Source organism: Planctomycetia bacterium, assembly GCA_021413845.1.
Classification (GTDB): domain Bacteria; phylum Planctomycetota; class Planctomycetia; order Pirellulales; family PNKZ01; genus PNKZ01.
Genome location: JAIOPP010000118.1, coordinates 44333 through 64725, shown reverse-complemented (window position 1 = coordinate 64725; position 20393 = coordinate 44333). Strand labels below are relative to the sequence as shown.

General features: G+C 60.7%; 20 protein-coding genes. 7 read left to right on the top strand and 13 right to left on the bottom strand.

The annotated features are described in order from the left end of the window. The coding region (locus K8U03_21250; protein MCE9607421.1) for an HRDC domain-containing protein at positions 1 to 1003 on the top strand (1003 nt) is incomplete at its 5' end. Between the two features lie 40 nt (positions 1004 to 1043). Here K8U03_21250 and K8U03_21245 read toward each other — a convergent pair. Further along, entirely contained in the window at positions 1044 to 1649 is a 606-nt protein-coding gene (locus K8U03_21245) for a DUF1003 domain-containing protein (protein MCE9607420.1), read from the bottom strand. A gap of 266 nt (positions 1650 to 1915) precedes the next feature. Here K8U03_21245 and K8U03_21240 point away from each other — a divergent pair, with 266 nt between their 5' ends. Together K8U03_21240 and K8U03_21235 are read left to right on the top strand one after the other, a co-directional pair. Next, positions 1916 to 3790, top strand: coding sequence for a hypothetical protein (locus K8U03_21240; protein MCE9607419.1), 1875 nt, complete (start codon positions 1916 to 1918; stop codon positions 3788 to 3790). After that, positions 3787 to 5685: an ABC transporter permease gene (locus K8U03_21235; GenBank protein MCE9607418.1), complete on the top strand. Its 1899-nt coding sequence runs from the start codon at positions 3787 to 3789 to the stop codon at positions 5683 to 5685. The genes K8U03_21240 and K8U03_21235 overlap by 4 nt, the downstream gene beginning before the upstream one ends. Here the strand turns inward: K8U03_21235 and K8U03_21230 are convergent. Together K8U03_21230 and K8U03_21225 are read right to left on the bottom strand one after the other, a co-directional pair. Next, on the bottom strand, positions 5682 to 5912 hold the full coding sequence (locus tag K8U03_21230; protein MCE9607417.1) for a hypothetical protein: 231 nt from the start codon (positions 5910 to 5912) through the stop codon (positions 5682 to 5684). The two genes, K8U03_21235 and K8U03_21230, sit on opposite strands and share 4 nt — an antisense overlap. A 97-nt stretch (positions 5913 to 6009) precedes the next feature. Further along, positions 6010 to 6531: an FHA domain-containing protein gene (locus K8U03_21225; protein ID MCE9607416.1), complete on the bottom strand. Its 522-nt coding sequence runs from the start codon at positions 6529 to 6531 to the stop codon at positions 6010 to 6012. Positions 6532 to 6870: 339 nt separating this feature from the next. On the opposite strand from K8U03_21225, the gene K8U03_21220 reads away from it, so the two are divergent. After that, the gene (locus K8U03_21220) at positions 6871 to 7950 is read left to right on the top strand and encodes a hypothetical protein (protein ID MCE9607415.1); all 1080 of its coding nucleotides are present in this window, start codon (positions 6871 to 6873) and stop codon (positions 7948 to 7950) included. Positions 7951 to 8047: 97 nt separating this feature from the next. Here the strand turns inward: K8U03_21220 and atpC are convergent, their stop codons facing one another. From atpC to K8U03_21170, 10 genes are all read right to left on the bottom strand, one after another. After that, positions 8048 to 8479: an ATP synthase F1 subunit epsilon gene (gene atpC / locus K8U03_21215; GenBank protein MCE9607414.1), complete on the bottom strand. Its 432-nt coding sequence runs from the start codon at positions 8477 to 8479 to the stop codon at positions 8048 to 8050. A gap of 3 nt (positions 8480 to 8482) precedes the next feature. Continuing rightward, positions 8483 to 9925: a F0F1 ATP synthase subunit beta gene (atpD, locus tag K8U03_21210; protein MCE9607413.1), complete on the bottom strand. Its 1443-nt coding sequence runs from the start codon at positions 9923 to 9925 to the stop codon at positions 8483 to 8485. 134 nt (positions 9926 to 10059) lie between these two features. Beyond that, entirely contained in the window at positions 10060 to 10992 is a 933-nt protein-coding gene (atpG, locus tag K8U03_21205) for an ATP synthase F1 subunit gamma (protein ID MCE9607412.1), read from the bottom strand. 64 nt (positions 10993 to 11056) lie between these two features. Continuing rightward, positions 11057 to 12595, bottom strand: coding sequence for a F0F1 ATP synthase subunit alpha (gene atpA / locus K8U03_21200; protein MCE9607411.1), 1539 nt, complete (start codon positions 12593 to 12595; stop codon positions 11057 to 11059). Continuing rightward, the gene (gene atpH / locus K8U03_21195) at positions 12546 to 13187 is read right to left on the bottom strand and encodes an ATP synthase F1 subunit delta (protein ID MCE9607410.1); all 642 of its coding nucleotides are present in this window, start codon (positions 13185 to 13187) and stop codon (positions 12546 to 12548) included. The genes atpA and atpH overlap by 50 nt, the downstream gene beginning before the upstream one ends. An 81-nt stretch (positions 13188 to 13268) precedes the next feature. After that, the gene (gene atpF, locus K8U03_21190) at positions 13269 to 13943 is read right to left on the bottom strand and encodes a F0F1 ATP synthase subunit B (GenBank protein MCE9607409.1); all 675 of its coding nucleotides are present in this window, start codon (positions 13941 to 13943) and stop codon (positions 13269 to 13271) included. A 50-nt stretch (positions 13944 to 13993) separates the two neighbouring features. Next, on the bottom strand, positions 13994 to 14266 hold the full coding sequence (gene atpE, locus K8U03_21185; protein MCE9607408.1) for an ATP synthase F0 subunit C: 273 nt from the start codon (positions 14264 to 14266) through the stop codon (positions 13994 to 13996). 178 nt (positions 14267 to 14444) lie between these two features. After that, positions 14445 to 15488: a F0F1 ATP synthase subunit A gene (atpB, locus tag K8U03_21180; protein MCE9607407.1), complete on the bottom strand. Its 1044-nt coding sequence runs from the start codon at positions 15486 to 15488 to the stop codon at positions 14445 to 14447. A 4-nt stretch (positions 15489 to 15492) separates the two neighbouring features. Next, positions 15493 to 15948, bottom strand: coding sequence for a hypothetical protein (locus K8U03_21175; protein MCE9607406.1), 456 nt, complete (start codon positions 15946 to 15948; stop codon positions 15493 to 15495). Between the two features lie 71 nt (positions 15949 to 16019). Beyond that, complete coding sequence (locus K8U03_21170) at positions 16020 to 16373, bottom strand: AtpZ/AtpI family protein (GenBank protein ID MCE9607405.1); 354 nt, start codon at positions 16371 to 16373, stop codon at positions 16020 to 16022. Positions 16374 to 17255: 882 nt separating this feature from the next. Between K8U03_21170 and K8U03_21165 the strand changes: the two genes are divergently transcribed. The 3 genes from K8U03_21165 to K8U03_21155 all read left to right on the top strand — a co-directional run bounded on the left by K8U03_21165 (position 17256) and on the right by K8U03_21155 (position 20314). Beyond that, positions 17256 to 17816: a Rho termination factor N-terminal domain-containing protein gene (locus K8U03_21165; GenBank protein MCE9607404.1), complete on the top strand. Its 561-nt coding sequence runs from the start codon at positions 17256 to 17258 to the stop codon at positions 17814 to 17816. A 63-nt stretch (positions 17817 to 17879) separates the two neighbouring features. Then, on the top strand, positions 17880 to 18740 hold the full coding sequence (locus K8U03_21160; GenBank protein MCE9607403.1) for a DUF4912 domain-containing protein: 861 nt from the start codon (positions 17880 to 17882) through the stop codon (positions 18738 to 18740). Positions 18741 to 18949: 209 nt separating this feature from the next. After that, positions 18950 to 20314, top strand: a complete 1365-nt coding sequence (locus tag K8U03_21155; GenBank protein MCE9607402.1) for a Gfo/Idh/MocA family oxidoreductase — start codon at positions 18950 to 18952, stop codon at positions 20312 to 20314. Positions 20315 to 20393 lie beyond the last annotated feature (79 nt).

Sequence of the window (20393 nt, the reverse complement as noted above, 5' to 3'; positions counted from 1 at the left end):
CGTGGCGTTCGGCATGGGAATCGATAAATCGGATGTGCGCTACGTCGTGCATGCCGCTGCGCCGAAGAGCCTGGAAGGCTATCAGCAAGAGAGCGGCCGCGCCGGACGCGACGGGCTCGAAGCCGAATGCTGCATGTTCTACTCGGGCAGCGATTTTCAAACGTGGCGTAGTTTTCAAAAAGACCTCCCTCCCGCGGCCGCGACCTCGGCGAACGCACTGCTGGAAGGAATCGAAAAGTATTGCCAAGGGATGATCTGTCGGCATCGTTCGCTGGTCGAATACTTCGATCAGCCTTTCGCCGGCGAGAAGTGCGGCGCTTGCGACATCTGCTTAGACGAAGTCGAATTGCTTGACGATGCGCTCGTTACCGCGCAGAAGATTCTTTCGTGCGTGGCTCGGCTCGAGCAAAGCTTCGGCGGTGAGTACACGGCGCAGGTACTCGTCGGGAGTCGCGAGCAGCGCATCTTAGATAAAGGGCACGACAAGCTCAGCACGTGGGGCCTGCTCAAGACGCACGACAAACGTCAGATCCGCGATTGGATCGAGCAGCTCATCGGGCAAGGCTGCCTCGTCAAAGCCGGCGAGTACGGCGTGTTGCAGCTCACCGACGATGGGTTCGACGTCATGCAAGGCCGGGCGACTCCGCGGCTTTCGCGCGTCTCGGTCGCCGCGGCTTCGGGTAGCTCGGCTAGGCGCGAATCGAAGGCGGGCAAAGAATCATGGGAAGGGGTCGATCGCGAATTGTTCGAAGAGCTTCGTAAGCTGCGCCGCGCGAAGGCCGAAGAACGAGGGCTGCCGCCGTTCGTCGTCTTCAGCGATGCCACGCTCCGCGACTTCGCCCGTCGCCGCCCCTCGACCTGGGACGCATTACCGCTTGTGAACGGCGTCGGCGAAAAGAAACAAGCTGAATACGGCGAAGAGTTCTTAGAGACGATCGTCGGCTATTGCCGCGAACATGGCGTCGAGACCGACATCGACACCGGGCCGCGCAAGCGAAGTTGATTTGCTCGGTAATCCGCGCACGCCGCCGATGGAAGCCGCGTCACTTCTTTTCGGCTTCGCGTTTCCGTATCTTCTGCGGCTGCTTGCCGTTGATCTTTCTGAGCAGCTCATCGGGCTCGACATCCTTTTCCAACTCCGCAAGTTCGGGATCGTGGCAAGCATCGATCTCCAGTTTGTCGGCGATCGCGTCGACCAGCGATAGGATGCGCGTGATTTCATATTCGGCTAACAAGTTGATCTGCAGGTCGAGATCGGCCCGATGGTCGGCGAGCGCAGCTTGTCGATTTTGCGAGAGGAGCACGAACGTCGAGAGAAAGATCGCTTCGAGCGAGACGATCAGCGTGAGCAACCCGAACGGATAGGGATCGAAAGTCGGCAGACCTGCCAAGCCGAGATTGACGACGATCCACACGGCGAACCAAGCGGCATGCAGATACACGAACGTCATGCTGCCTGAAAAGCGCGTGATCCAATCGGCCCCTCGTTCTTGCAGCGACTTGCGCCCCTCGGCTTCCTCGCGCAAGCGCGAGATCGTGGCGATGTTTCGATCGACGACCTTCGTCAGCGCGGGGTTCGGAACTCGGGCAAGTTGCTCCTCGCGGAGGCGATGCAATCGTTCGGTGTGGTGTTTACGTCGACGCGACATAGGATGCGTTTCTAGGTGAGAGACGGCGGTCGTTTCATTGTGAGTTACTATGTGCAAAGCAAACGACGGACCAATCATTCGTTGCGAGCCGGTTGGCGAGTTAAATGCTTTTCCGCCGCGGATTTGACACGTCTTGCCGTAAGGCCGACAATCGCGACTAGCATCCACGATTACAATTCGCTCACGTTTCCGGTCGGCCGGTTCATGCGATCGACGAGCGCTGCACGTTTGGAAGCCCTGTCGGTCAACCACGCTCCAGGCTCGCTATGATCTTCAGCCCGATCTTGCATGTGGAATTGCTGACGATCGGTAGGCGGCGGCGTTATTTCTTCCTGCGAGTTGCTTACGCGCTGGGGCTGCTCATCGCGCTCGGCTGCTGTTTCCTCGATGTGATGCATTGGGTCGACGACAGCACTTTGCCCATCGAAGTTTACGGCCGGCTCACGCAAACATTTTTCATCGCGTTCGCCTCGATCCAGCTCGGCTGCATTTTGCTGATCACGCCGGCGATGGTCGCAGGGACGATCGCTTCGGAACATGAACGAAAGACGATCGACTACCTGCTTACGACGCAACTCACCGACACGGAAATCGCGGTCGGAAAGTTTTCGGCGCGATTGCTGACGATCGGCTCGCTGCTGATCGTGGCGCTGCCGATCGTCGGCATGATGATGATGCTCGGCGGGATCGGCCCTGAGATGGTGTTCAAGACGTTTTGGTATGCGCTGCTCGTGCTGTTGGGAACCGCGTCGTTCTCGCTATGGATCTCGGCGTCGACGAGGCATAGCCGTGCGGCGATCACGAGCACGTATCTGGCGCTGGTTGCGCTCCTCGCCTTACCCTGTTTGCTCGGCTGGTTTATCAGCGACGTTCTACACGTCCGGAGCGGGGTTGCGTACGACTCGATCGTCGCGTTGGTAGCGTGGAACCCGATCATCCTCTTGTCTTCGACGTTCGATCCTATCGGGTCGCACTTCGATCCATGGGCCACGCCGTTCTATGCGGGGATAGTCTATGGAGCTTTCTCGGCCGTCTGCTTGGTCGCGGCGGTGCGCGCGGTGCGGCGCACGTATGTTAACGGGCACTCGCAGGGCGCAGGCAAGCTGGGGCGCTTTGCCTGGTCGCGGTGGCTGCCGCAGCGCCGACGCAAGCTCGGCAACTCTCCGATGTTGTGGAAGGAACTCGTCTCGCAACAGAACACGCTCAAGCTCGGCTGGATCGGACGAACGGCGTCGATCGTGCTCTATCTCGTCGCCTACGTTGGCCTGGGTGTGATGATCTACGAAACGATCGACCTCGAGTCGGGAAATCGGAGCCCTTACTATTACACCGATTTCGACAACTCAAACCGCTGGGGATATCAAGTCTCTTTCGATCGAACCCCGTTGCACGAATTTTCTCTCTTGGCGGGAGGGATCGCAGGAGCGCTCATCTTGCTACTCATCACGGCTCGCGCCGCGGGTTCCGTGGCCGCCGAGAAAGAGCAAGACTCTTGGCTGACTCTCTTAAGCACTCCGTTAGCAGCCAAGGAAATCGTCACGGCGAAGATCGTCGGCGCAATCTATTCCATTCGCTATTGGTACTGCTTTCTCGCCGTCACGTGGGCCTGTTGCATCGTTCGTTATCCGCCGTTCGCCTACGTCGTGCCGATCTTGATCAGCGTGCATTTACTGTTCGGCTGGTTTTGCGCCGTCGTCGGAACCTTGTTCTCGATCCGCTGCAAAAACTCGCTCCGTGCGATCGGAGCGTCGCTGGTCGTGGTCGGCATCGTCGGGGCAGGCCTGCCGCTACTGGTGATGGCCGGAATCGAGACGCTGGAGCCTTACCCTCAGCGCTCGGAGGCAACGGTGGGGTTCATCATTCCCATATTATTCGGCCTGCTCGACAATCTTCTCGTCCACTACGTCGTCTCGAACGGCTCGCCCGACCTTTATGAATTTCAAGAACGATTGCAGACTTCGGCGCTGCAGGCTCTTGCCACCTATACGATCGTCACCCCGGCGCTGACTTGGTACGTGTACGCGAGCTTCGATCGCCTGACCGGCCGCATCCTGCCGCGCTCCGGCCGGAAGGTTTCTCACGCTGCGCTCCCCGTTGCGTCACCTGTTGCACAGACCGCTGCACCCGAGGCTTCGCGATGATCCTGAGCCCGATCTTTCATATCGAACTCCTCACGGTCGGCCGGCGGCGGCGTTATTTCTTCGCGCGGGTCATCTATGCGTTCGTGCTGCTAATCACGATGTGGTTCTGCTACCTCGCGGCCTTCTCGTCGTTTCGCGATACCACGCTGCGCAGCCAGTCGATGTTTGCGTTTTCGTTTTTCGCCTCGTTTTCCTGGATCCAATTGCTCGTCGTACTTGGGCTGACGCCGGCGATGATCGCCGGCACGATCTCGGTCGAACACGAACGAAAAACGATCGATTATCTGCTCACGACGCAACTGAGCGACTCCGAGATTGCGCTAGGCAAATTCGCCGCCCGACTCTGGTCGGTCATTATGCAGCTCGCGGTCGGGCTGCCGATTCTCGCACTCGCGCTGACGCTCGGCGGCGTCGGGCCGGGGCAAATGCTCGCGTCGTTCGGCGTCTCGTTCTTGGTCCTTTGCGTGACGGCGACGTTGTCGCTCGCCATCTCGGCTCGAGCCCAGCGGAGCCGCGAAGCGATCACGCGCGCCTACCTCGTCATCATCGCGCTCTTGGCGGTTCCGCCGATGGCATGGGGAATCATGGAGGGGATTGCGAGCCAAACATTCAAGTACCCGATCTTAGAAACGGTTGCGGACGGAGCGGTGACGACGCTTCGTTGGCTGATCCAGTTCCATCCGTTCGTGTTCCTCGGCTCGGTGCTCTTCGATGGGCGAGGCGGGCCCAGTTCGACGAACTACGGCATATTCGCCGGCGGTTACCTCGCGGCTTCGGCGCTGCTCGCGCTCTCGGCCGTCATCGGTGTGCGGCGGTTTTACCTCAAGATTGCGGGGCGCGCGGCCAATGATTCCATCATAAAGAAACTGGGCGCTCTGCCGGCGATCTTCACGCGCAAGCGACGGGCCGTCGGCGAGCAAGCGATGCTGTGGAAGGAGATGACATCGCAACGAACGGCGATCCGTCTCGGTTGGTCGGGACGAATCGCTACGATTCTTTTGTTTCTCATGATCGCCTACGTCCTCAGCGTCGCTTTTATCGGGAGCATCACGGACATCTACTGGCGCACAGGCTACAACGGCCGCGGGAATCCTTCGCCGATGGAGCTCGCCTCGATGACCGGCGTGCCGATGATTTTCGGGCTCATGCTGCTGCTGGTGACGAGCAATTCCGCCGGCTCGATCACCGGGGAACGGGAGAAGGATACCTGGCTCACGCTGATGAGCACGCCGCTCGAAGGGAAGGAGATCGTGCGGGCGAAGATTCTCGCCACGCTTTATGGGGTGCGCTACTGGTATGCCACGATTCTCATCGCTTGGCTGTTGACCGCGATCCTTCGTCCATCGTTCTTATTCCTCTTGCCGCTCTTGATCCCGCTGCATCTCGTTGCGGCACTCTTTGCGGCTTGCCTCGGCTTGCGGTGTTCGTTGCAAGCGGCGACCTCGCTCAAGTCGATGGGCTTGGCGCTGGCCATCATGATTCTCGGCGTTTCGATCGCGCCGCTGATCCTCACCGGCTTCGTGGCGCTCGCCGCATCCGGAGGGGAGGAGACGGTATTCTTCGCATCGTTCTCATTGCCCGTGCTGCTTTCGGCTTGCCATCCGACAATGTTCGAATGGACGCATTCGGGCATCGGGGCAGACCGGGCCTCAAAAGCGTTTCTGGGCGGCGGTTTTGTCTCGTTACTCGTTTACGTCGGCTGCACGGCGCTGCTCTACGCGAATCTCGTCGACGCGTTCGATCGCTACGCCGGCCGCTCGACGCGCAGCGCCGGCGGCCCGCGCCTCAGGCCGCGCACGGCAGGCGGGTTCGATCGCGCTCCGTCGACGGTTGCCGAACTCGCCTCGCAGGCCGGCGCCGCACCGAGCGAAGCCGCGGACGATCGGCCAGCTTAATCGCGGGGCGGAGTCGAGGGGCCGATCAAGCGGCGCGATTCGGCATCGAGATCGGCCAGAAGTTGCTGCAGATCGACGCTCACGACCGTAGCGCCGAGGACCGCGCGATGCGTAGCCGCCGCGGCAGGCTTCGCCGTCGGCTCGCCGGGGCCGGCGTCGACGCGATAGATTTTTTCTGCGGAAGCGACTTGCGGAAGAGCCGTGACGACCGTGCGAACGACACCCATCGTTGAATCACCTCGAAAAACGTCTGCGAAGTTTTACGATAACCGACGATCGATAACACCGACAAACAGGGAACATGCCCGAGCGATCGGCGCGGCGTCAGTAGTTGCCCGTGATCGAAAACGAAGTCGGCGACGACGAGCCCCACGGCGAAAGGGGCACGTCGGCGATCACGATCTCCGGGCGCGTGATCGAGCGCGGAAAGTCGGACTCGCCGATTTCGCCGGTCGACGCGGCGACCTCTGCGGCCGAAGTCGTCGGCCATTCCAGGCGAATCCTAAACTCATAAGGACCGGTGCGGAGCCGAGCCCCGTCGGGCACCAGCGCCGACGAGAGCACGGGCACCGCATCGACCGTGATCTCCGGTCCGTCGCCGAGCCAGCAGAGGGTCAGGCCGAGCGGGCTGCGGAGCAGATAGGAATGCGAGTCGGGAAATTGGGAGTCGGCGAGCACGAGATCGTTGTCCTCGGCCGAGCCGATCAGGTAGGCCAGCCCTTCGATGCGGCGGACGCTGTTGCGAGCCCGACCGCGCGTGATCTCGAGGGAGACGGTCGGGAGCCGGGTCGGAAGATGGGAGCGACCGGCGGAGTGCGAGCCATGACGACGAATCGGGCGGTGCATAGAACGAGTATCTCGAGGAGCGATGCCGAACGAATGGGGCGGCGAACGGAAGTCGTCGAAAGGGTCGAGCGAGCCTCGAACCAAGTCCCCGGCTCGCCGTAGTACATGCTTCGGCAAGCCACGCGAGGGGCGTGAACGGCTTTTGGCCGGCTCGCGCAATTTCACAACCCGCCCAGGTCGACGGTGGGGCTTGGTCAGTTTATGCGGGCCGAACGCCGGCGCCACGGCGTTGCGATCGTAGGGGCATGTACAATCGACCGTGCGACATGAATAATTCCGGTCGTGAAACGCCTGTTTTTTTCATGCGAACTCCTCAGCGAAAAATAGAAGGGAACTCTCATGCGGCGAACCTTGTCGAGCCGAATCGTTTGCTTGATCTACGCCGCAGCGCTGTTGAGCAACTGCACGGGCTGCTCCGAAGGGACGAACGAGGCGCCTCAAGCGGCCGGCTCGGCACCGGGCGTTCGTACGGCGCAATCGCCCGGCCATGTTTCGACCGTGGCGCTTTCCCCGTCGGGCATCGATCTCGCTAAGCTGCCGGTGCCGTCCGGAGCGAAGCCGCTCGTGGTTAGTCCCGACGTGGCGATGTACGTTACCGAAACCGCAGTGGAGCCGACGGCGAGGGAAATCGCGAAATTACTTCAAGCCGAAGGCTGGACCCCTTACGGCTCCGTCGAGGGAACGCAGGATTTCAAACGGAACCTCGTGCGGCTGATGGCAAGCACCGGCTCGGCTCCTGCGCAAGGGGGCAAGACGATGATCTCGTATATCGCGCAAAAGATCGCGGTCGATCTTCCGGCGCCGGCAGACGCCCAAGGATTGCAATATTCCGATTCGACGAAGCAGGTGTCTTTCGACACGTCGTCGAGCTTGGCGGACGTCGAAACGTATTATCGCAGCACGCTCGGCAAGTCGGACTGGAAAGCGACTACCGACAGACCGTTTAAGATCGACTTTAAGGACGAGCTGATCTTTCGCAACCCGGCCAAGGATATGCTGACGCTACAAATGAACGAGGTCGAAGGGAAGCGGCGGGTGTCTCTGAAGCACCTGTCCGCGGCCGAAGTGGCGGAGCAGGAAGCGCGCTTCCAAGCGGAGCTCGAGCAAAAGAAGAAAGACGAGGAACGCCCCCTGCCGAAGATCAAGCTCGCGGTCCCTGCCGCTGCGCAGGCAATCGAGCAGAGAAAGAATCGGCTGAATTTCGAAGTCGCCACGGGTCAGGCGAAAGGGATCGTCGATGCTTGGCGCAAGCAGCTGACGTCGGCCGGCTGGACGGAAGACGTGACCAAGCTCGAAGACAAGATCGGCGACATCGCCTTCCGCAACGAAAAGCAATTTCTCTCGGTCGACTATCTCGATCCCGGCTTTATTCCGGCCGAAATCACGGTGACGGCGACCGGCGTGGAGTTGGAGAAGTAGATGGTTGCGCTGCGGCGTGTGCAGTCCGCGAAATCGCAAGCGTGAGCGGCTTGACGGTTTACGGGGCGATCGTTTGCGGGTCGACGTGCGACGCGTGCTACTTCGCCTTGCGGGCCGCGTGCAGCTGCGCGCGGGCTTGGGCGATCGTGCGGTCGCGGATGGCGAGCAGCTCGTCGGTGTTGGCCGGCATTTTAATCGCCGCTTCCAGCTGTGCTGCGGCCGTCGCAGCGTCGAGGTCTTTCACGTCGACGGCTTTGTTCGTCAGGACCGAGATGACGTCGTCGGCCACTTGCACGAAGCCGCCGTCGACGTAGAGCCGGCGTTCGTTGTCGCCGCGCTCGATGCGCAGCTCGCCGAAGCCTAAGCGGCCGATCATCGGGCTATGGCTGGGTGCGATGCCGATCTCGCCGTCGAACAACGGCAAGGCGACGAAATCGGCCGTGTCGTCGACGAGCGTCGCTTCCGGTGTGACGACGACGACGCGCATCGTGTGCGTGCCGCGGACGGGAGTTTCGGTTGCTTGCGACATAGCTTAGCGCTTGACCTTCTTGGATTGTTCTTCGGCTTGCTCGATCGGGCCGACGTACAAGAACGATTCTTCGGAGAGGTGGTCCCATTTGCCGTCGCAGATTTCTTCAAAGCTGCGAATCGTGTCGGCGAGCGAGGTGTATTCGCCGGACTTGCCGGTGAATACTTCGGCGACGAAGAACGGCTGCGACAAGAAGCGTTCGATGCGGCGAGCGCGATGCACGATCAGCTTATCGGTCTCGCTCAATTCATCGACGCCGAGAATCGCGATGATGTCTTGGAGCTCGCGGTAACGTTGCAAGGTCCCTTGCACGCGGCGAGCGACGGCGTAGTGGCGATCGCCGACGTAGGCCGGATCGAGAATACGGCTCGACGACGCGAGCGGATCCACGGCCGGATAAATTCCTTTTTCCGAGATCGAGCGTTCGAGATAAAGGAACGCGTCGAGGTTGCCGAACGCCGTCGCAGGAGCAGGGTCGGTCGGATCGTCGGCCGGCACGTACACGGCTTGCACGGACGTGATCGCACCCTTGGTCGTCGAGGCGATGCGCTCTTGGAGCGCACCCATTTCCGTGGCGAGGGTCGGTTGATAACCGACCGCGCTCGGCATACGACCGAGAAGAGCTGACACTTCCGAACCGGCTTGCGAGAAGCGGAAGATGTTGTCGATGAAGAGGAGCGTATCGGCCCCGGTGGTGTCGCGGAAGTATTCGGCCATCGTCAGAGCCGAGAGGGCGACGCGAAGACGCGCGCCGGGCGGCTCGTTCATCTGGCCGAACACCATGCAGGTTTGCTCGATGACGCTGCGGCCGGTGTTGCCGATCTTCGTCTCTTGCATTTCGAGCCAGAGGTCGGTTCCTTCACGCGTGCGCTCGCCGACTCCGGCGAACACCGAATAGCCGCCGTGCTGCTTAGCGATACGAGCGATCAGCTCGGTGAGAATAACCGTCTTGCCGAGACCGGCACCGCCGAAGAGACCGGCTTTACCGCCGCGGACGAACGGCGTGAGCAAATCGATGACCTTGATCCCGGTCTCGAAGACTTCGGTCTTCGTGGTGAGGTCGGTGAGCGGAGGAGCGGCGCGATGGATCGGCCAGCGATCTTCGGCATCGACGGGCCCCCGATTGTCGATCGGATCGCCGGTGACGTTGAACACCCGACCGAGCGTTGCCTTGCCGACCGGCACGGTCACGGGCTTGCCCGTGTCGACGCAATCGAGGCCGCGAATCAAACCATCCGTGCTGCCGAGCGCGACGCAACGCACGCGCCCGCCGCCGAGATGCTGCTGCACTTCGCCGGTGAGGTTGATCTTCATCCCTTTTTGCTCGGAATGGATCGTGACGGCGTTGTAGATCGCCGGCAAATGGCCTTCCGCGAATTCGACGTCGAACGTCGAACCGATGACCTGCGTGATGTGACCGATGTTGTTTGCTGTTGCGGTAGACATGGCTTCTGTTTCGCTGGTGGAGCGGGATTCAGTTATTGAGTCGTTATGCGTTGATCAGGGTTTCGAATGACTAAGGTCTAATGACTAATGTCTAAAAAGTGTTACTTCAGTCATTAGGATTTAGTCATTAGTCATTATTTATTTTTGAGTGCTTCGACGCCGCCGAGCACTTCCATGATCTCGCCCGTAATCTGGCTTTGCCGAGCGCGGTTGTAGGTCATCGCGAGTTTCTTGATGATCTTGTTGGCATTGTCGGTCGCGGCTTTCATGGCCGTCATTCGTGCGATCTGCTCGCTCACGGCCGCATCGAGAAAGAACTTGAAAAGCTTCACTTTGAAGCTCGTCGGCACGACCTCTTCGAGGATGCTCTGGGCCGACGGCAAGAACTCGTACTGCACTTCGGCTTTCACTTCTTTTTTCGCCGCGGCCGCATCGGCTTCCGTCTTCGCCGCACCTGGCTTCGCGGCCCCGTCGAGGCCTTCCAAGGCACCGAGCGGCAGCAGCGTTTCGACGGTGACGTATTGTCGCGACATCGTCTCGAAGCGCGTGTAAGCGACGTCGAGGCGATCGAGCTTGCCGGTGAGGTATTCGTTGAGATAACGCTGCGCGAGGACTTCGACTTCATCGAACCGAGGCTTGTCTTCGAAGTGCGTAAACGTCACATCGGCCGTGATGTTACGCGTCTTGAAGCCCGAGATGCCGCGCTTGCCGGAGATCTCGACGGACACGCTCGGGACGGCTGCCTGAAGCTCGACGACGCGGGCCGCCGCGGCCCGAATGATGTTGGAGTTGTACCCGCCGCAGAGACCGCGGTTGCCGGTCAGCACTAACAGCTTCGCGATCTTCACTTCCGGCCGCGCCTCAAGCAACGGATGGCTGACGGCGAGGCCGGCATTAGCCAAGTCGGCGACGAGCGAGGAGATACGCTTCGTATAAGCCGAGGCGGCCGAAGCACGATCCATCGCCTTCTTGAAACGCGCAGTCGCGATCAGCTCCATCGTCCGCGTGATCTTGCGGATGTTGCGGATCGCTTTGCGACGTTTATCGAGTGCGCGAGCCTTAGCCATGTGCGTTCGTTCGCGGAAAAAACTGGTTGCTTAAGAGTACTTATTCGAGCGATTCGAGAGACGTTTACTTCTTGGCGAGGTCGGCCTTGTGGGCGGCGTATTGCTTTTGGAACTCGACGATCGCCGCTTCGAGCGCGGTGATGGTTTCGGCGTCGAGCTTCTTCGAGTCGGCCAGGCGCTTGCGAACTTCCGACTTCTGCTCGCGCATGTACGCTAAGAATTGCTTCTCCCAAGCGGCGACTTCGTTGCGCGGCACCTTGTCGAGAAACCCGCCGTTGCCGGCGAAGATGCTCATGACTTGGTCGATCACGTCCATCGGCTGGTATTGGCCCTGCTTCAGCAACTCGATCATGCGGTAGCCGCGGTCGAGCTTCGACTGCGTCGCGGCATCGAGATCGGTACCGAGTTGCGCGAACGCTTCGAGTTCGCGGAACGCAGCGAGTGCGAGACGCAAACCACCGGCGACGAGCTTATGCTTCATCGCCGGAATCTGAGCGGCGCCACCGACGCGGCTGACCGAGATACCGGGGTTCATGGCCGGACGTTGACCGGAGAAGAACAAGTCGGGCTGCAGGTAGATCTGGCCGTCGGTGATCGAGATCACGTTCGTCGGGATGTACGCCGAGACTTCCCCTTCGAGCGTTTCGATGATCGGCAAGCTCGTCAGGGAGCCGGCGCCGAGATCGTCGCTCAGCTTTACCGAACGCTCCAAAAGACGGCTATGGGCGTAGAACACGTCGCCGGGATAGGCTTCACGGCCCGGCGGGCGACGCATGAGCAACGACAACTGACGATACGCTTGGGCTTGCTTCGAAAGATCGTCGTACACGATCAGCGCGTGTTGACCGGAGTAGGTGAAGTATTCGGCCATCGCGGTGCCGGAATACGGCGCGACGTATTGTAGCGGAGCAGGGCTCGAAGCACCGGACACGATGACCGTGGTGTAATCCATGGCGCCGTTCTTCGTGAGCGCGTCGATCACGCCGGCGACGGTCGAATCCTTCTGACCGACTGCGACGTAAAAGCACTTCACGCCCGAACCTTTTTGGTTCAAGATCGCGTCGATGCCGATCGCGGTCTTGCCGGTCTTACGGTCGCCGATGATGAGCTCGCGCTGGCCGCGGCCGATCGGCGTCATGGCGTCGACCGCCTTGATGCCCGTTTGGAGCGGTTCGCGAACCGGTTGACGACCGGCGATCCCCGGCGACATCGACTCGACCATGCGTCGATGCGACGTAACGATCGGGCCCTTGCCGTCGAGTGGGTTGCCGAGCGGATCGACGACGCGGCCGAGCAAGGCCTCGCCGACCGGAACGCTCAGGAGTCGCCCGGTGCTCTTAACCTCGTCTCCCTCGGCAAGCGTCAGGTAATCACCCAGGATGATTACGCCGACGGAGTGTTCTTCGAGGTTGAAAGCGAGGCCGATGGTGCCGTTGGCGAATTCGACCATTTCGCCGGCAGCAACGCCCGCGAGGCCGTAAACGCGCGCAATACCATCGCCCACTTCGAGGACTCGTCCGACTTCGCGGACGTCGATCTGGGCGTCAAACTGCTCAATTTCCCGTTGGAGAACTGAAGCTATCTCGCCGGCGTTGAATTTCATGGACGCTCCTATTGATCAACTGTTCTTTGAGTCGTGCGAGGCTGTTGGAGAGGGAACCATCGAGTACCCGATCGCCGACGCGCACGATGAGTCCGCCGATCAAGCTCGGATCGACTTCTTCGACGAGGACGACATCGCCCCCGAGAAGCGTCTTGAGCCGGGCTTGTAAGGCGGCGCTTTGCTTGGAATCCATCGGCACGGCGGAGACGACGGTCGCCTCGATCCGGCCCCGGAGTTTATCGAGAATACGGTGCGCTTCGTCCCGGATCGGTCGGATGATTTCCAACCGCTCGTGCGACGCGAGCACCTTTAAAAACTTAACGAACAACGGCTCGGCCTTCGGCAAAGCCCGATCCACCATCTTGAACTTCTCTTCCGCATCGACGACGGGAGAGGCGAACAGCCGATCGAGCTTCGGGTTCTTCGCCAAAACGTCGTCGATCCAGGAGTCGAGTTCGCCGACGACCGCTTCGCTGCGGCCGGCTTTCTCGGTTGCCTCGATCAACGCCTTCGCGTAGGCATCGGCGATGCCTTGCGCACCGACGTCGATGTCGGCTTCCGGCTTCTTGATGTCGATTTCGGCTGCGGACATGGATCGAGACTCTTAGTTCAACGGTTCGTTCAACGGCAACTAGTTCGCGAAGACGGGCCTCGCGAAACTATTTACCCGAAGTTAATTCAACTGGGCCGTGCTCTTGGGAAACTTCGCCATCGCTTCGTCGATCAGTCGGGCATGGTCGGCGGGCTTCAACTGTTGTTGCAGCACCTTGCCGGCCAGATACACGGCCTGTTCGGCGGACGTTTCGGTGAGGTGCTTCAGGGCTTGATCCATCGCCGTCTGCACTTCGCGCTTCCCGCGATCCATTTCGGCCGCCGCTTCGGCGCGAGCCGCGGCGACGATCTCTTGCTTGGTGTGTTCGGCATCGCGACGAGCTTCGTCGAGAATACCGCGCACTTCCAAATGGGCCGCTTCCAGCTTCTTTTGATACTCCGCGAGCATCGCCTTCGCTTCGCGATTGGCTCGCTCCGCTCCCGTGATGTGCTCGGCGATGTGGTGCTCGCGCGCTTCCAAACCGGAAGCGATCGGGCCCCAAGCGAACTTACGCAAGATCACGACGAGCAGAAAGAACACGGCGGCGGTGAAGATCGCCATGTCCTTCTTAATCTCGCCCGGATCGACGTTGGCATCGCCATGCCCGAGGTGAGCATGGTCGCCGTGGGCATCATGCGCGTCCGCCGCAGCGGCCGGAGCCGCCGTTGCGACCGTCGGAACGGCAACGATGCAGGCGATCGCCGCAAGCAGCGCCGCTACGTTAGTTCTCAGCAAAAGCATCACGGCGGTACCCATATTCCCGGGAAGCCAAGGAAGACGAAGAAGCGTTCGATACGTCGGAGAAACTACTTGCCGACGCTGTTCAAGCAGACGACCAACGCGAAGAAGGTGAAACCTTCGATGAGCGCGGCCGCGATGATCATCGCCGTTTGAATGTTGCCGGCCACTTCCGGTTGACGGGCCATGCTCTCGTAAGCGCTCGAGGCGAGCTTACCGATGCCCAACGCGGCACCGAGCGTAACCAGACCGGCACCGAACGCGGCGCTGAAGCTGATCAACGGAACCGGAGCGGTGGTGACGACGGCGGCACCGGCCGGAGCGGCAGGGGCTTGGGCCATGGCCGGAGCGGCCGAGAATGCCAAGACGATAACGGATGCGAGCACGAACTGAGCGAGCTTGTTCACGGATAAGACTCCTAACTGAGATCAAAAAAAGCGAACTGTAAGGGATTAACGGGATGCGGCGAACCGACAACAACTCAGGCCCGACGGCGGACGTACGAGAATCGGCCTAATGTTAGTGTTGATGCACCGCAGCGCCGATAAACAAAGCGGAAAGAAACGTAAACACATACGCCTGCAGGAAGCAGACGAATAATTCCAAGCAACTGAGCAACGTCGAACCGACGATCCCGGCAAACGACACCGTGCCGTAAATCGCGGTGGAAGCGTTGGCTTCGGCCGCGATGACGATCAGGCCGAGGATCGACAGCAACACCAAGTGCCCGGCGACCATATTGGCAAGCAACCGAATCGCCAACACGCCATGCTTGATGACGAGCCCGAGCAGTTCGATCGCGAAAATCATCGGCTTCAGGAAAATGGCGATCGGGGTCGGCAGATCCATCGTCGGAACCTGATTCTTCCAGAAACCGATGGGGCCGAACTTGATTATGCCGGCGATCAACGTCGTGGCGAACGTGCAGCAGGCGAGGGCCAGCGTGACGCTGAACGATCCGGTCGGCGCACCGACCCAAGGGAGCATGCCGCCGAGATTGCAGAGCAAAACGAAGAAGAACATCGTCCAGAGAATCGGCAAGAACCGATCGCCGTCGTGCTTATGCACGGCGCCGTGGATATGGCCGACGCCGTAGTCTTCTTGTTCTTGATCGTGCGGAGCGTGTGAGGTGTGGTCGTGTTCGTCGTGGCTGTCGATCGCGGGCCGAGCGATGCCGTCGCGAATGAACAGGAGCGACGCCTCGAACATGTTCCAGAAGAAGCCCTTGGGCGCGAGGCCCGAGGCGACCTTGGGAGCCAATTTCGTGAAGATGAACACGATCAGAGCGGCGATCGCCAACTCGATGATCATGAACTTCGAGATACAGAAGCCGGATTCCGCAGAGTAGAAACTCGACAATTTGCCGAACGGCTGCGGAATGACGATCTTGCCCGACAATTCGTGATTGACGTCGGCGATCGTGGCGTGGTGCGCTACGGCATCATGCTTCAAGAAATCGAGATGCGGCGGCAGTTCGTCGATGCTCTTGTAATGCGCGGGCCACAGCACCTTCGGCACTTCGAAGTAGTAACTGTCTTTGATGTGGAGAATCGGGTCGGCCATGGCGCTACGCTCCCACCTTCGTTGTCGTCGCGGTTGCCGCACGTTTCGCTAGTTGGGCCAGCGGCGCGATTAAGAGCGTCTTCGTCGTCAAGGAGACGAGGAAAAACAGGACGATCCAGTTCAGCAGCCCGGCCTCGGCGAGCGGACCGCCACGCTGTGAAACCAAGGTTACGGTAGTGAGCGGCAAGGCCATTGCGATGCCGTCTCCGGCGAGAATCCAACCCACGGCGTTCGGCGTGACGCTATGAATCGAAGCCAGGATCACGGCCGAGATGGTACCGCAAAGACAAACGGCCGCGGCCAGAAACGTCGCTTGAGCGCCGACCGCGCCGTGTTCCCCATAGGCGATCGGCGCGGCAATCGCCAACACCACCGCAACGACGCCGATTACCAGCGCGCAGCGCGACACGAGCGATTGCCGTGTGACGAATGCGGTGTATCGGTCCATCAAGGGGTTCACGTTCGCTCCCACCATCTTACTGACGTATCTAACGCAGACTGTTTCTATCTCTAACGACCCCAGCAAACCGGCTAAGGCTCGCGATCGGACGTTCGCTTTTCTTGATCTAGTACCGCATCGATCTCCCTGGCGATCTCGGCCGTCGACGCCGAGGTCGCACGAGGCGAGTCCGCAGGCTTCACTACCTTCGATCCCCAGAGCTTCCGTGCGGCATTCTCACTTTTCTTAGCGGCGCTGTTCCGAGCAGCGCTCTTCTCGGCAGACCGCACCAAGAGCATCAACTGCCAAGCCCCGAGAACCAAACCGACGACTAAACCGATCGGGCTCCAATAACTCGTCGCCAGCCGACCATCGAGCCATTGGCCCCCCAAGATCGGCAAGACCGTCATCAAGGCCACGGTCGTGATCCGCGACACCCATTGCATGGCTTCGGCAATCGGCGATCGCGAACCGGGTGACTCTGAAGGTCGATCCGCCATAGACAACTCGCTTTCGCGACTGCTTTACTCGGAGCGACAACCAGCGCTAACGCATTGATGGCCGGTCGCATTCAGAAGTCTGATTCCAGCATCATCCTGGAAAGGAGTTAGCCCGAAAGTCTGGGAAAACTCCGTCCGAAGACGCGCGGAGAGCGAGCAGGCAACGATTCGTTAAGGTGGTTAATCTATCGGAGGGTTTGGGCAGTGTCAACGATACATCGTGTTTTTTTTCACAAAGTTTTTTGTAATCTGTAACACAAGTAAAGACAATGGTTTATGGAAATCGTTCGCGCGGTACGAATTCATTTTGAGAGAGTGTTTCCAAGGTAAAAATTGCCGATTTGTAAGACCCTGTCGTTCCGGCAAACAGATCGCAAAAACTCGACTAACTCTTTTGTCACGAATGGGATAGGCCTGTCACGGTTCCTTCACGAAAACTACCGCTTTAGAGCGGTCGCAGATTGCAACCGGGCACAGTTTCGGTTAAACTCGGAAAACTGCTTTTCTTTCCTCTCTCGTGCTTGTCGCGACAGGGCACTAGCCCGACGTCGCGAGGAGTCCCGCCTACGAGGGAAGTGATGCACTTCGGATTGCGACCGGCATCCTCTGTCGGCTCGCGGTTTGAAACTCGGCATAAACGGACTTGTCTTGGAATCGCGCGTCAAGGTTTCCCCAACCTTCGCTCGGTTCGACTGCGACCGACTAGGACAGTCGGCGTGGTACGGCATCTCCGTCGGACGGTCAGGGACGACGTAATTCATGGCATCGGCTTGCGCACGTACTCCGGCTACGGAGTGTGCGGAGCCCCTGGTCGGGAGACGCCGCCTGATGACCGCCGAAACTCTCAATAGCTATAGCGCCAAAGACCTAGCCGAAATGGCGAAGAATCGCCGTGTCCCCGGCTGGCATTCGATGCGCAAAGACCAACTGATCAAGGCGCTGCTCAAAGCAGTTCGCCTAAAGGCCAACAAGTCGAAGGCGCAGACCGCGGTTCGCTCGACGGCAACGCAGTCGCGAACATCGACTTCACGCACGTCGCCTTCGCGAACCACACCCTTGCGAACGGCTGCCGCGAGCAAGCCCCTGCAGCCGGCGCAAGCCCCCGCCGCACGCACGAACGGCACTTCCGGCATCGCTGCCAACGGCTCGGCTCGCAACGGTTCTTCCACCAACGGCGCAACGCACACGACGAACGTGCAGAACGGCGTCGCCTCGCGAGCCCCCGTCGCCGGCCGACCGATCGCGACCTCGAAGCCTGCGGCCTCGCAGCCGAACGCTAAGACCGCGGCTTCCACGACGGCTCACGTGACGCGCCCCGCCATCGCTCGCCCCGCGCCTGCCCCGCGTCGTCCGGCACCGGCTCCGCAGCCCCCTTCGGAAGGCGCCTAGAAGCTCGGCGTCATTCGTACGGCCTCGACGATCAAGAAAGACTTGGCGTACCTCTCGGTGCAAATGGCGGCCGGCAAAAACGGTCGCGGCATTCCGAAGGTCATTAAAGACCGCCTCGTCGTCATGGTGCGCGACCCCTACTGGCTTCAAGTCCATTGGGAGCTGTCCCGCAACGGCGTCGAACGGGCTCAAGCAGCCCTCGCCCAAGAGTGGCACACCGTGAAGCCGATCCTCCGTCTCGTCGAAGCGACCGACGGCGGCACGACCAGCGCCGTGGAAACTCCCCTGCGCGATATTGAGATCCACGGCGGCGTCAACAATTGGTATGTCGATGTTCCCGATCCGCCGAAGAGCTACCGCGTCGACATCGGCTACCTCACGACGAGCGGCCGGTTCTATGTGCTGGCCCGCAGCAACGTCGTGACGACGCCGCGCGCCGGCAGCAAAGACGACATCGATCAAAACTGGAGCGACATCGCTTCCGACTTCGAGCGGATCTACGCTCAAAGCGGCGGTGCCGACGGCGACGGCAACGGCAGCGTCGAGCTGCAAGAAGTGTTCGAAGAGCGGTTGCGCCGCCCGATGGGCTCGTCGCTGATCTCGCGCTTCGGTCCCGGCGTCGATGGCCTCCTCGGCGGCCGACGTCCGTTCCATTTCGAGATCGACGCCGAGTTGATCGTGTTCGGCAAGACCGATCCGGATGCGAAAGTGACGTTGCAAAACGAGCCGATCAAGCTTCGGCCCGACGGCACGTTCACGGTGCGCTACAGCATGCCGAACGCTCGGCAAGTGATTCCGGCCGTGGCCGCCAGCGCCAACGGCTTGGAACAACGAACCGTGGTGCTCGCCGTCGAACGCAACACGAAGACGATGGAACCTCTCATCCGCGACGGCGGCAACAACGCGGCCAGCAATCCGGAATAGTCGCCGGCTTAAGCGGCGGCGAAGCGAAATACGGCGAGTCCGCTCGGCGCGTGGAAACACGAAGTCGAGCGGACTCGCTTCGTTTATTACGTTCTTCGTTTAGCGATTCGCCTCGCGAGCGCCGGCCCGTTTTCTTGCCTTGGCCTTCGCCGTCCTTTACGATCCTCGTGTCCTTCCGCATTTCGCACCCCCACGCTCAGGACTCGAATATGGATCGTCGCACGTTTCTTCAGGCCGGCGCTGCGGCGCCGCTGACTTCGCTCACTTCGTTCTCCGCCCTCTCTTCGCTCGCGCATGCCGATGTCGCTCGGGAGCGCAAGCCCCGTCGGGTCGCCCTCATCGGTTGCGGCTGGTACGGCAAGTGCGATCTGTTGCGGCTCTTGCAGATCGAGCCGGTCGAAGTCGTGGCGATGTGCGATGTCGATTCGAAAATGCTCGCCGAAGCCGCGGACATCGTCGCCGCGCGACAGGTCTCGAAGAAGCGCCCGCGCACGCATGCCGACTATCGTGAACTGCTGGCGGAGAAAGACGCCGAGATGGTGCTGATCGCCACGCCCGACCATTGGCACGCGCTGCCGATGATCGCGGCGGTCGAGGCCGGGGCCGATGTCTACGTGCAGAAGCCGATCAGCGTCGATATCGTCGAAGGGCAAGCGATGCTCGCCGCCGCGCGGCGCACGGGCCGGGTCGTGCAAGTCGGCACGCAGCGCCGCAGCACACCGCACCTGATCGAAGCTCGCGACCAAATCGTGCGGCCGGGCAAGCTCGGCAAAGTCGGGCTCGTCGAGATTTACTGCTACTATCACATGCGCTCGAATCAGAGCGTGCCCGACAGCGCTCCGCCGGCGAATCTCGATTACGAGATGTGGACCGGTCCGGCCCCAATGCGGCCGTTCAACAGCCTCGTACATCCGCGTCGTTGGCGCTACTTCCAGGAATACGGCAACGGCATCGTCGGCGATATGTGTATCCATATGCTCGACACGGTGCGCTGGATGCTCGACCTCGGCTGGCCGAAGTCGGTGAGTTCGAGCGGCGGCATCTTAGTCGACAAGCAAAGCAAGGCGAACATCAGCGATACGCAATCGGCCGTGTTCGACTTCGGCGACGTCGAGGTAGTGTGGCAACATCGCACTTGGGGGAGCGCGCCCGATCCGCAATATCCTTGGGGCGCGACCCTCTACGGCGATCAGGGAACGCTGAAGGCCAGCGTGAACAGCTACGATTTCATTCCGAACAAGGGAGACCCGATCCATCGCGACGTCGTGATGGAGCTGGATAAGTATCCCGAAGACCGCGACGAGAAGGACTTGGAGAAGCAAGTCGCGCCGGCGATTCGCGGCCACATGCGCGATTGGCTGCAAGCGATCGACACGCGCGGCAAGCCGGTCGCCGACATCGAGCAAGGCCACATCTCGACCGCCAGCTGCATCCTCGCCAATCTCTCGTCCGACCTCGGCCGCACGCTCCACTGGGACATCGCAGCAGGAAACATCCGCGGCGACGAAAAAGCCAACGAACGCCTACGCCGCCCCTACCGCGCACCATGGATCCATCCGGAAGTGCGCACGTAGTAGCACGTTTCCTTGCCTTTATCCCGGCGTTCCACTACCATTCCCCTGTCCTCTGCCATGTTCGTGCTGAGTCGCCTCA

What these genes read in the sequence shown, in the direction of transcription:
- atpC (MCE9607414.1), bottom strand. Translation starts at nt 8,479, where the DNA reads ATGTCGCAAGCAACCGAAACTCCCGTCCGCGGCACGCACACGATGCGC.
- K8U03_21245 (MCE9607420.1), bottom strand. Translation starts at nt 1,649, where the DNA reads ATGTCGCGTCGACGTAAACACCACACCGAACGATTGCATCGCCTCCGC.
- K8U03_21220 (MCE9607415.1), top strand. Translation starts at nt 6,871, where the DNA reads ATGCGGCGAACCTTGTCGAGCCGAATCGTTTGCTTGATCTACGCCGCA.
- atpD (MCE9607413.1), bottom strand. Translation starts at nt 9,925, where the DNA reads ATGTCTACCGCAACAGCAAACAACATCGGTCACATCACGCAGGTCATC.
- K8U03_21235 (MCE9607418.1), top strand. Translation starts at nt 3,787, where the DNA reads ATGATCCTGAGCCCGATCTTTCATATCGAACTCCTCACGGTCGGCCGG.
- K8U03_21165 (MCE9607404.1), top strand. Translation starts at nt 17,256, where the DNA reads ATGACCGCCGAAACTCTCAATAGCTATAGCGCCAAAGACCTAGCCGAA.
- atpE (MCE9607408.1), bottom strand. Translation starts at nt 14,266, where the DNA reads ATGGCCCAAGCCCCTGCCGCTCCGGCCGGTGCCGCCGTCGTCACCACC.
- K8U03_21160 (MCE9607403.1), top strand. Translation starts at nt 17,880, where the DNA reads ATGGCGGCCGGCAAAAACGGTCGCGGCATTCCGAAGGTCATTAAAGAC.
- atpB (MCE9607407.1), bottom strand. Translation starts at nt 15,488, where the DNA reads ATGGCCGACCCGATTCTCCACATCAAAGACAGTTACTACTTCGAAGTG.
- K8U03_21230 (MCE9607417.1), bottom strand. Translation starts at nt 5,912, where the DNA reads ATGGGTGTCGTTCGCACGGTCGTCACGGCTCTTCCGCAAGTCGCTTCC.
- atpH (MCE9607410.1), bottom strand. Translation starts at nt 13,187, where the DNA reads ATGTCCGCAGCCGAAATCGACATCAAGAAGCCGGAAGCCGACATCGAC.
- atpF (MCE9607409.1), bottom strand. Translation starts at nt 13,943, where the DNA reads ATGGGTACCGCCGTGATGCTTTTGCTGAGAACTAACGTAGCGGCGCTG.
- atpA (MCE9607411.1), bottom strand. Translation starts at nt 12,595, where the DNA reads ATGAAATTCAACGCCGGCGAGATAGCTTCAGTTCTCCAACGGGAAATT.
- atpG (MCE9607412.1), bottom strand. Translation starts at nt 10,992, where the DNA reads ATGGCTAAGGCTCGCGCACTCGATAAACGTCGCAAAGCGATCCGCAAC.
- K8U03_21240 (MCE9607419.1), top strand. Translation starts at nt 1,916, where the DNA reads ATGATCTTCAGCCCGATCTTGCATGTGGAATTGCTGACGATCGGTAGG.
- K8U03_21225 (MCE9607416.1), bottom strand. Translation starts at nt 6,531, where the DNA reads ATGCACCGCCCGATTCGTCGTCATGGCTCGCACTCCGCCGGTCGCTCC.
- K8U03_21155 (MCE9607402.1), top strand. Translation starts at nt 18,950, where the DNA reads ATGGATCGTCGCACGTTTCTTCAGGCCGGCGCTGCGGCGCCGCTGACT.
- K8U03_21170 (MCE9607405.1), bottom strand. Translation starts at nt 16,373, where the DNA reads ATGCAATGGGTGTCGCGGATCACGACCGTGGCCTTGATGACGGTCTTG.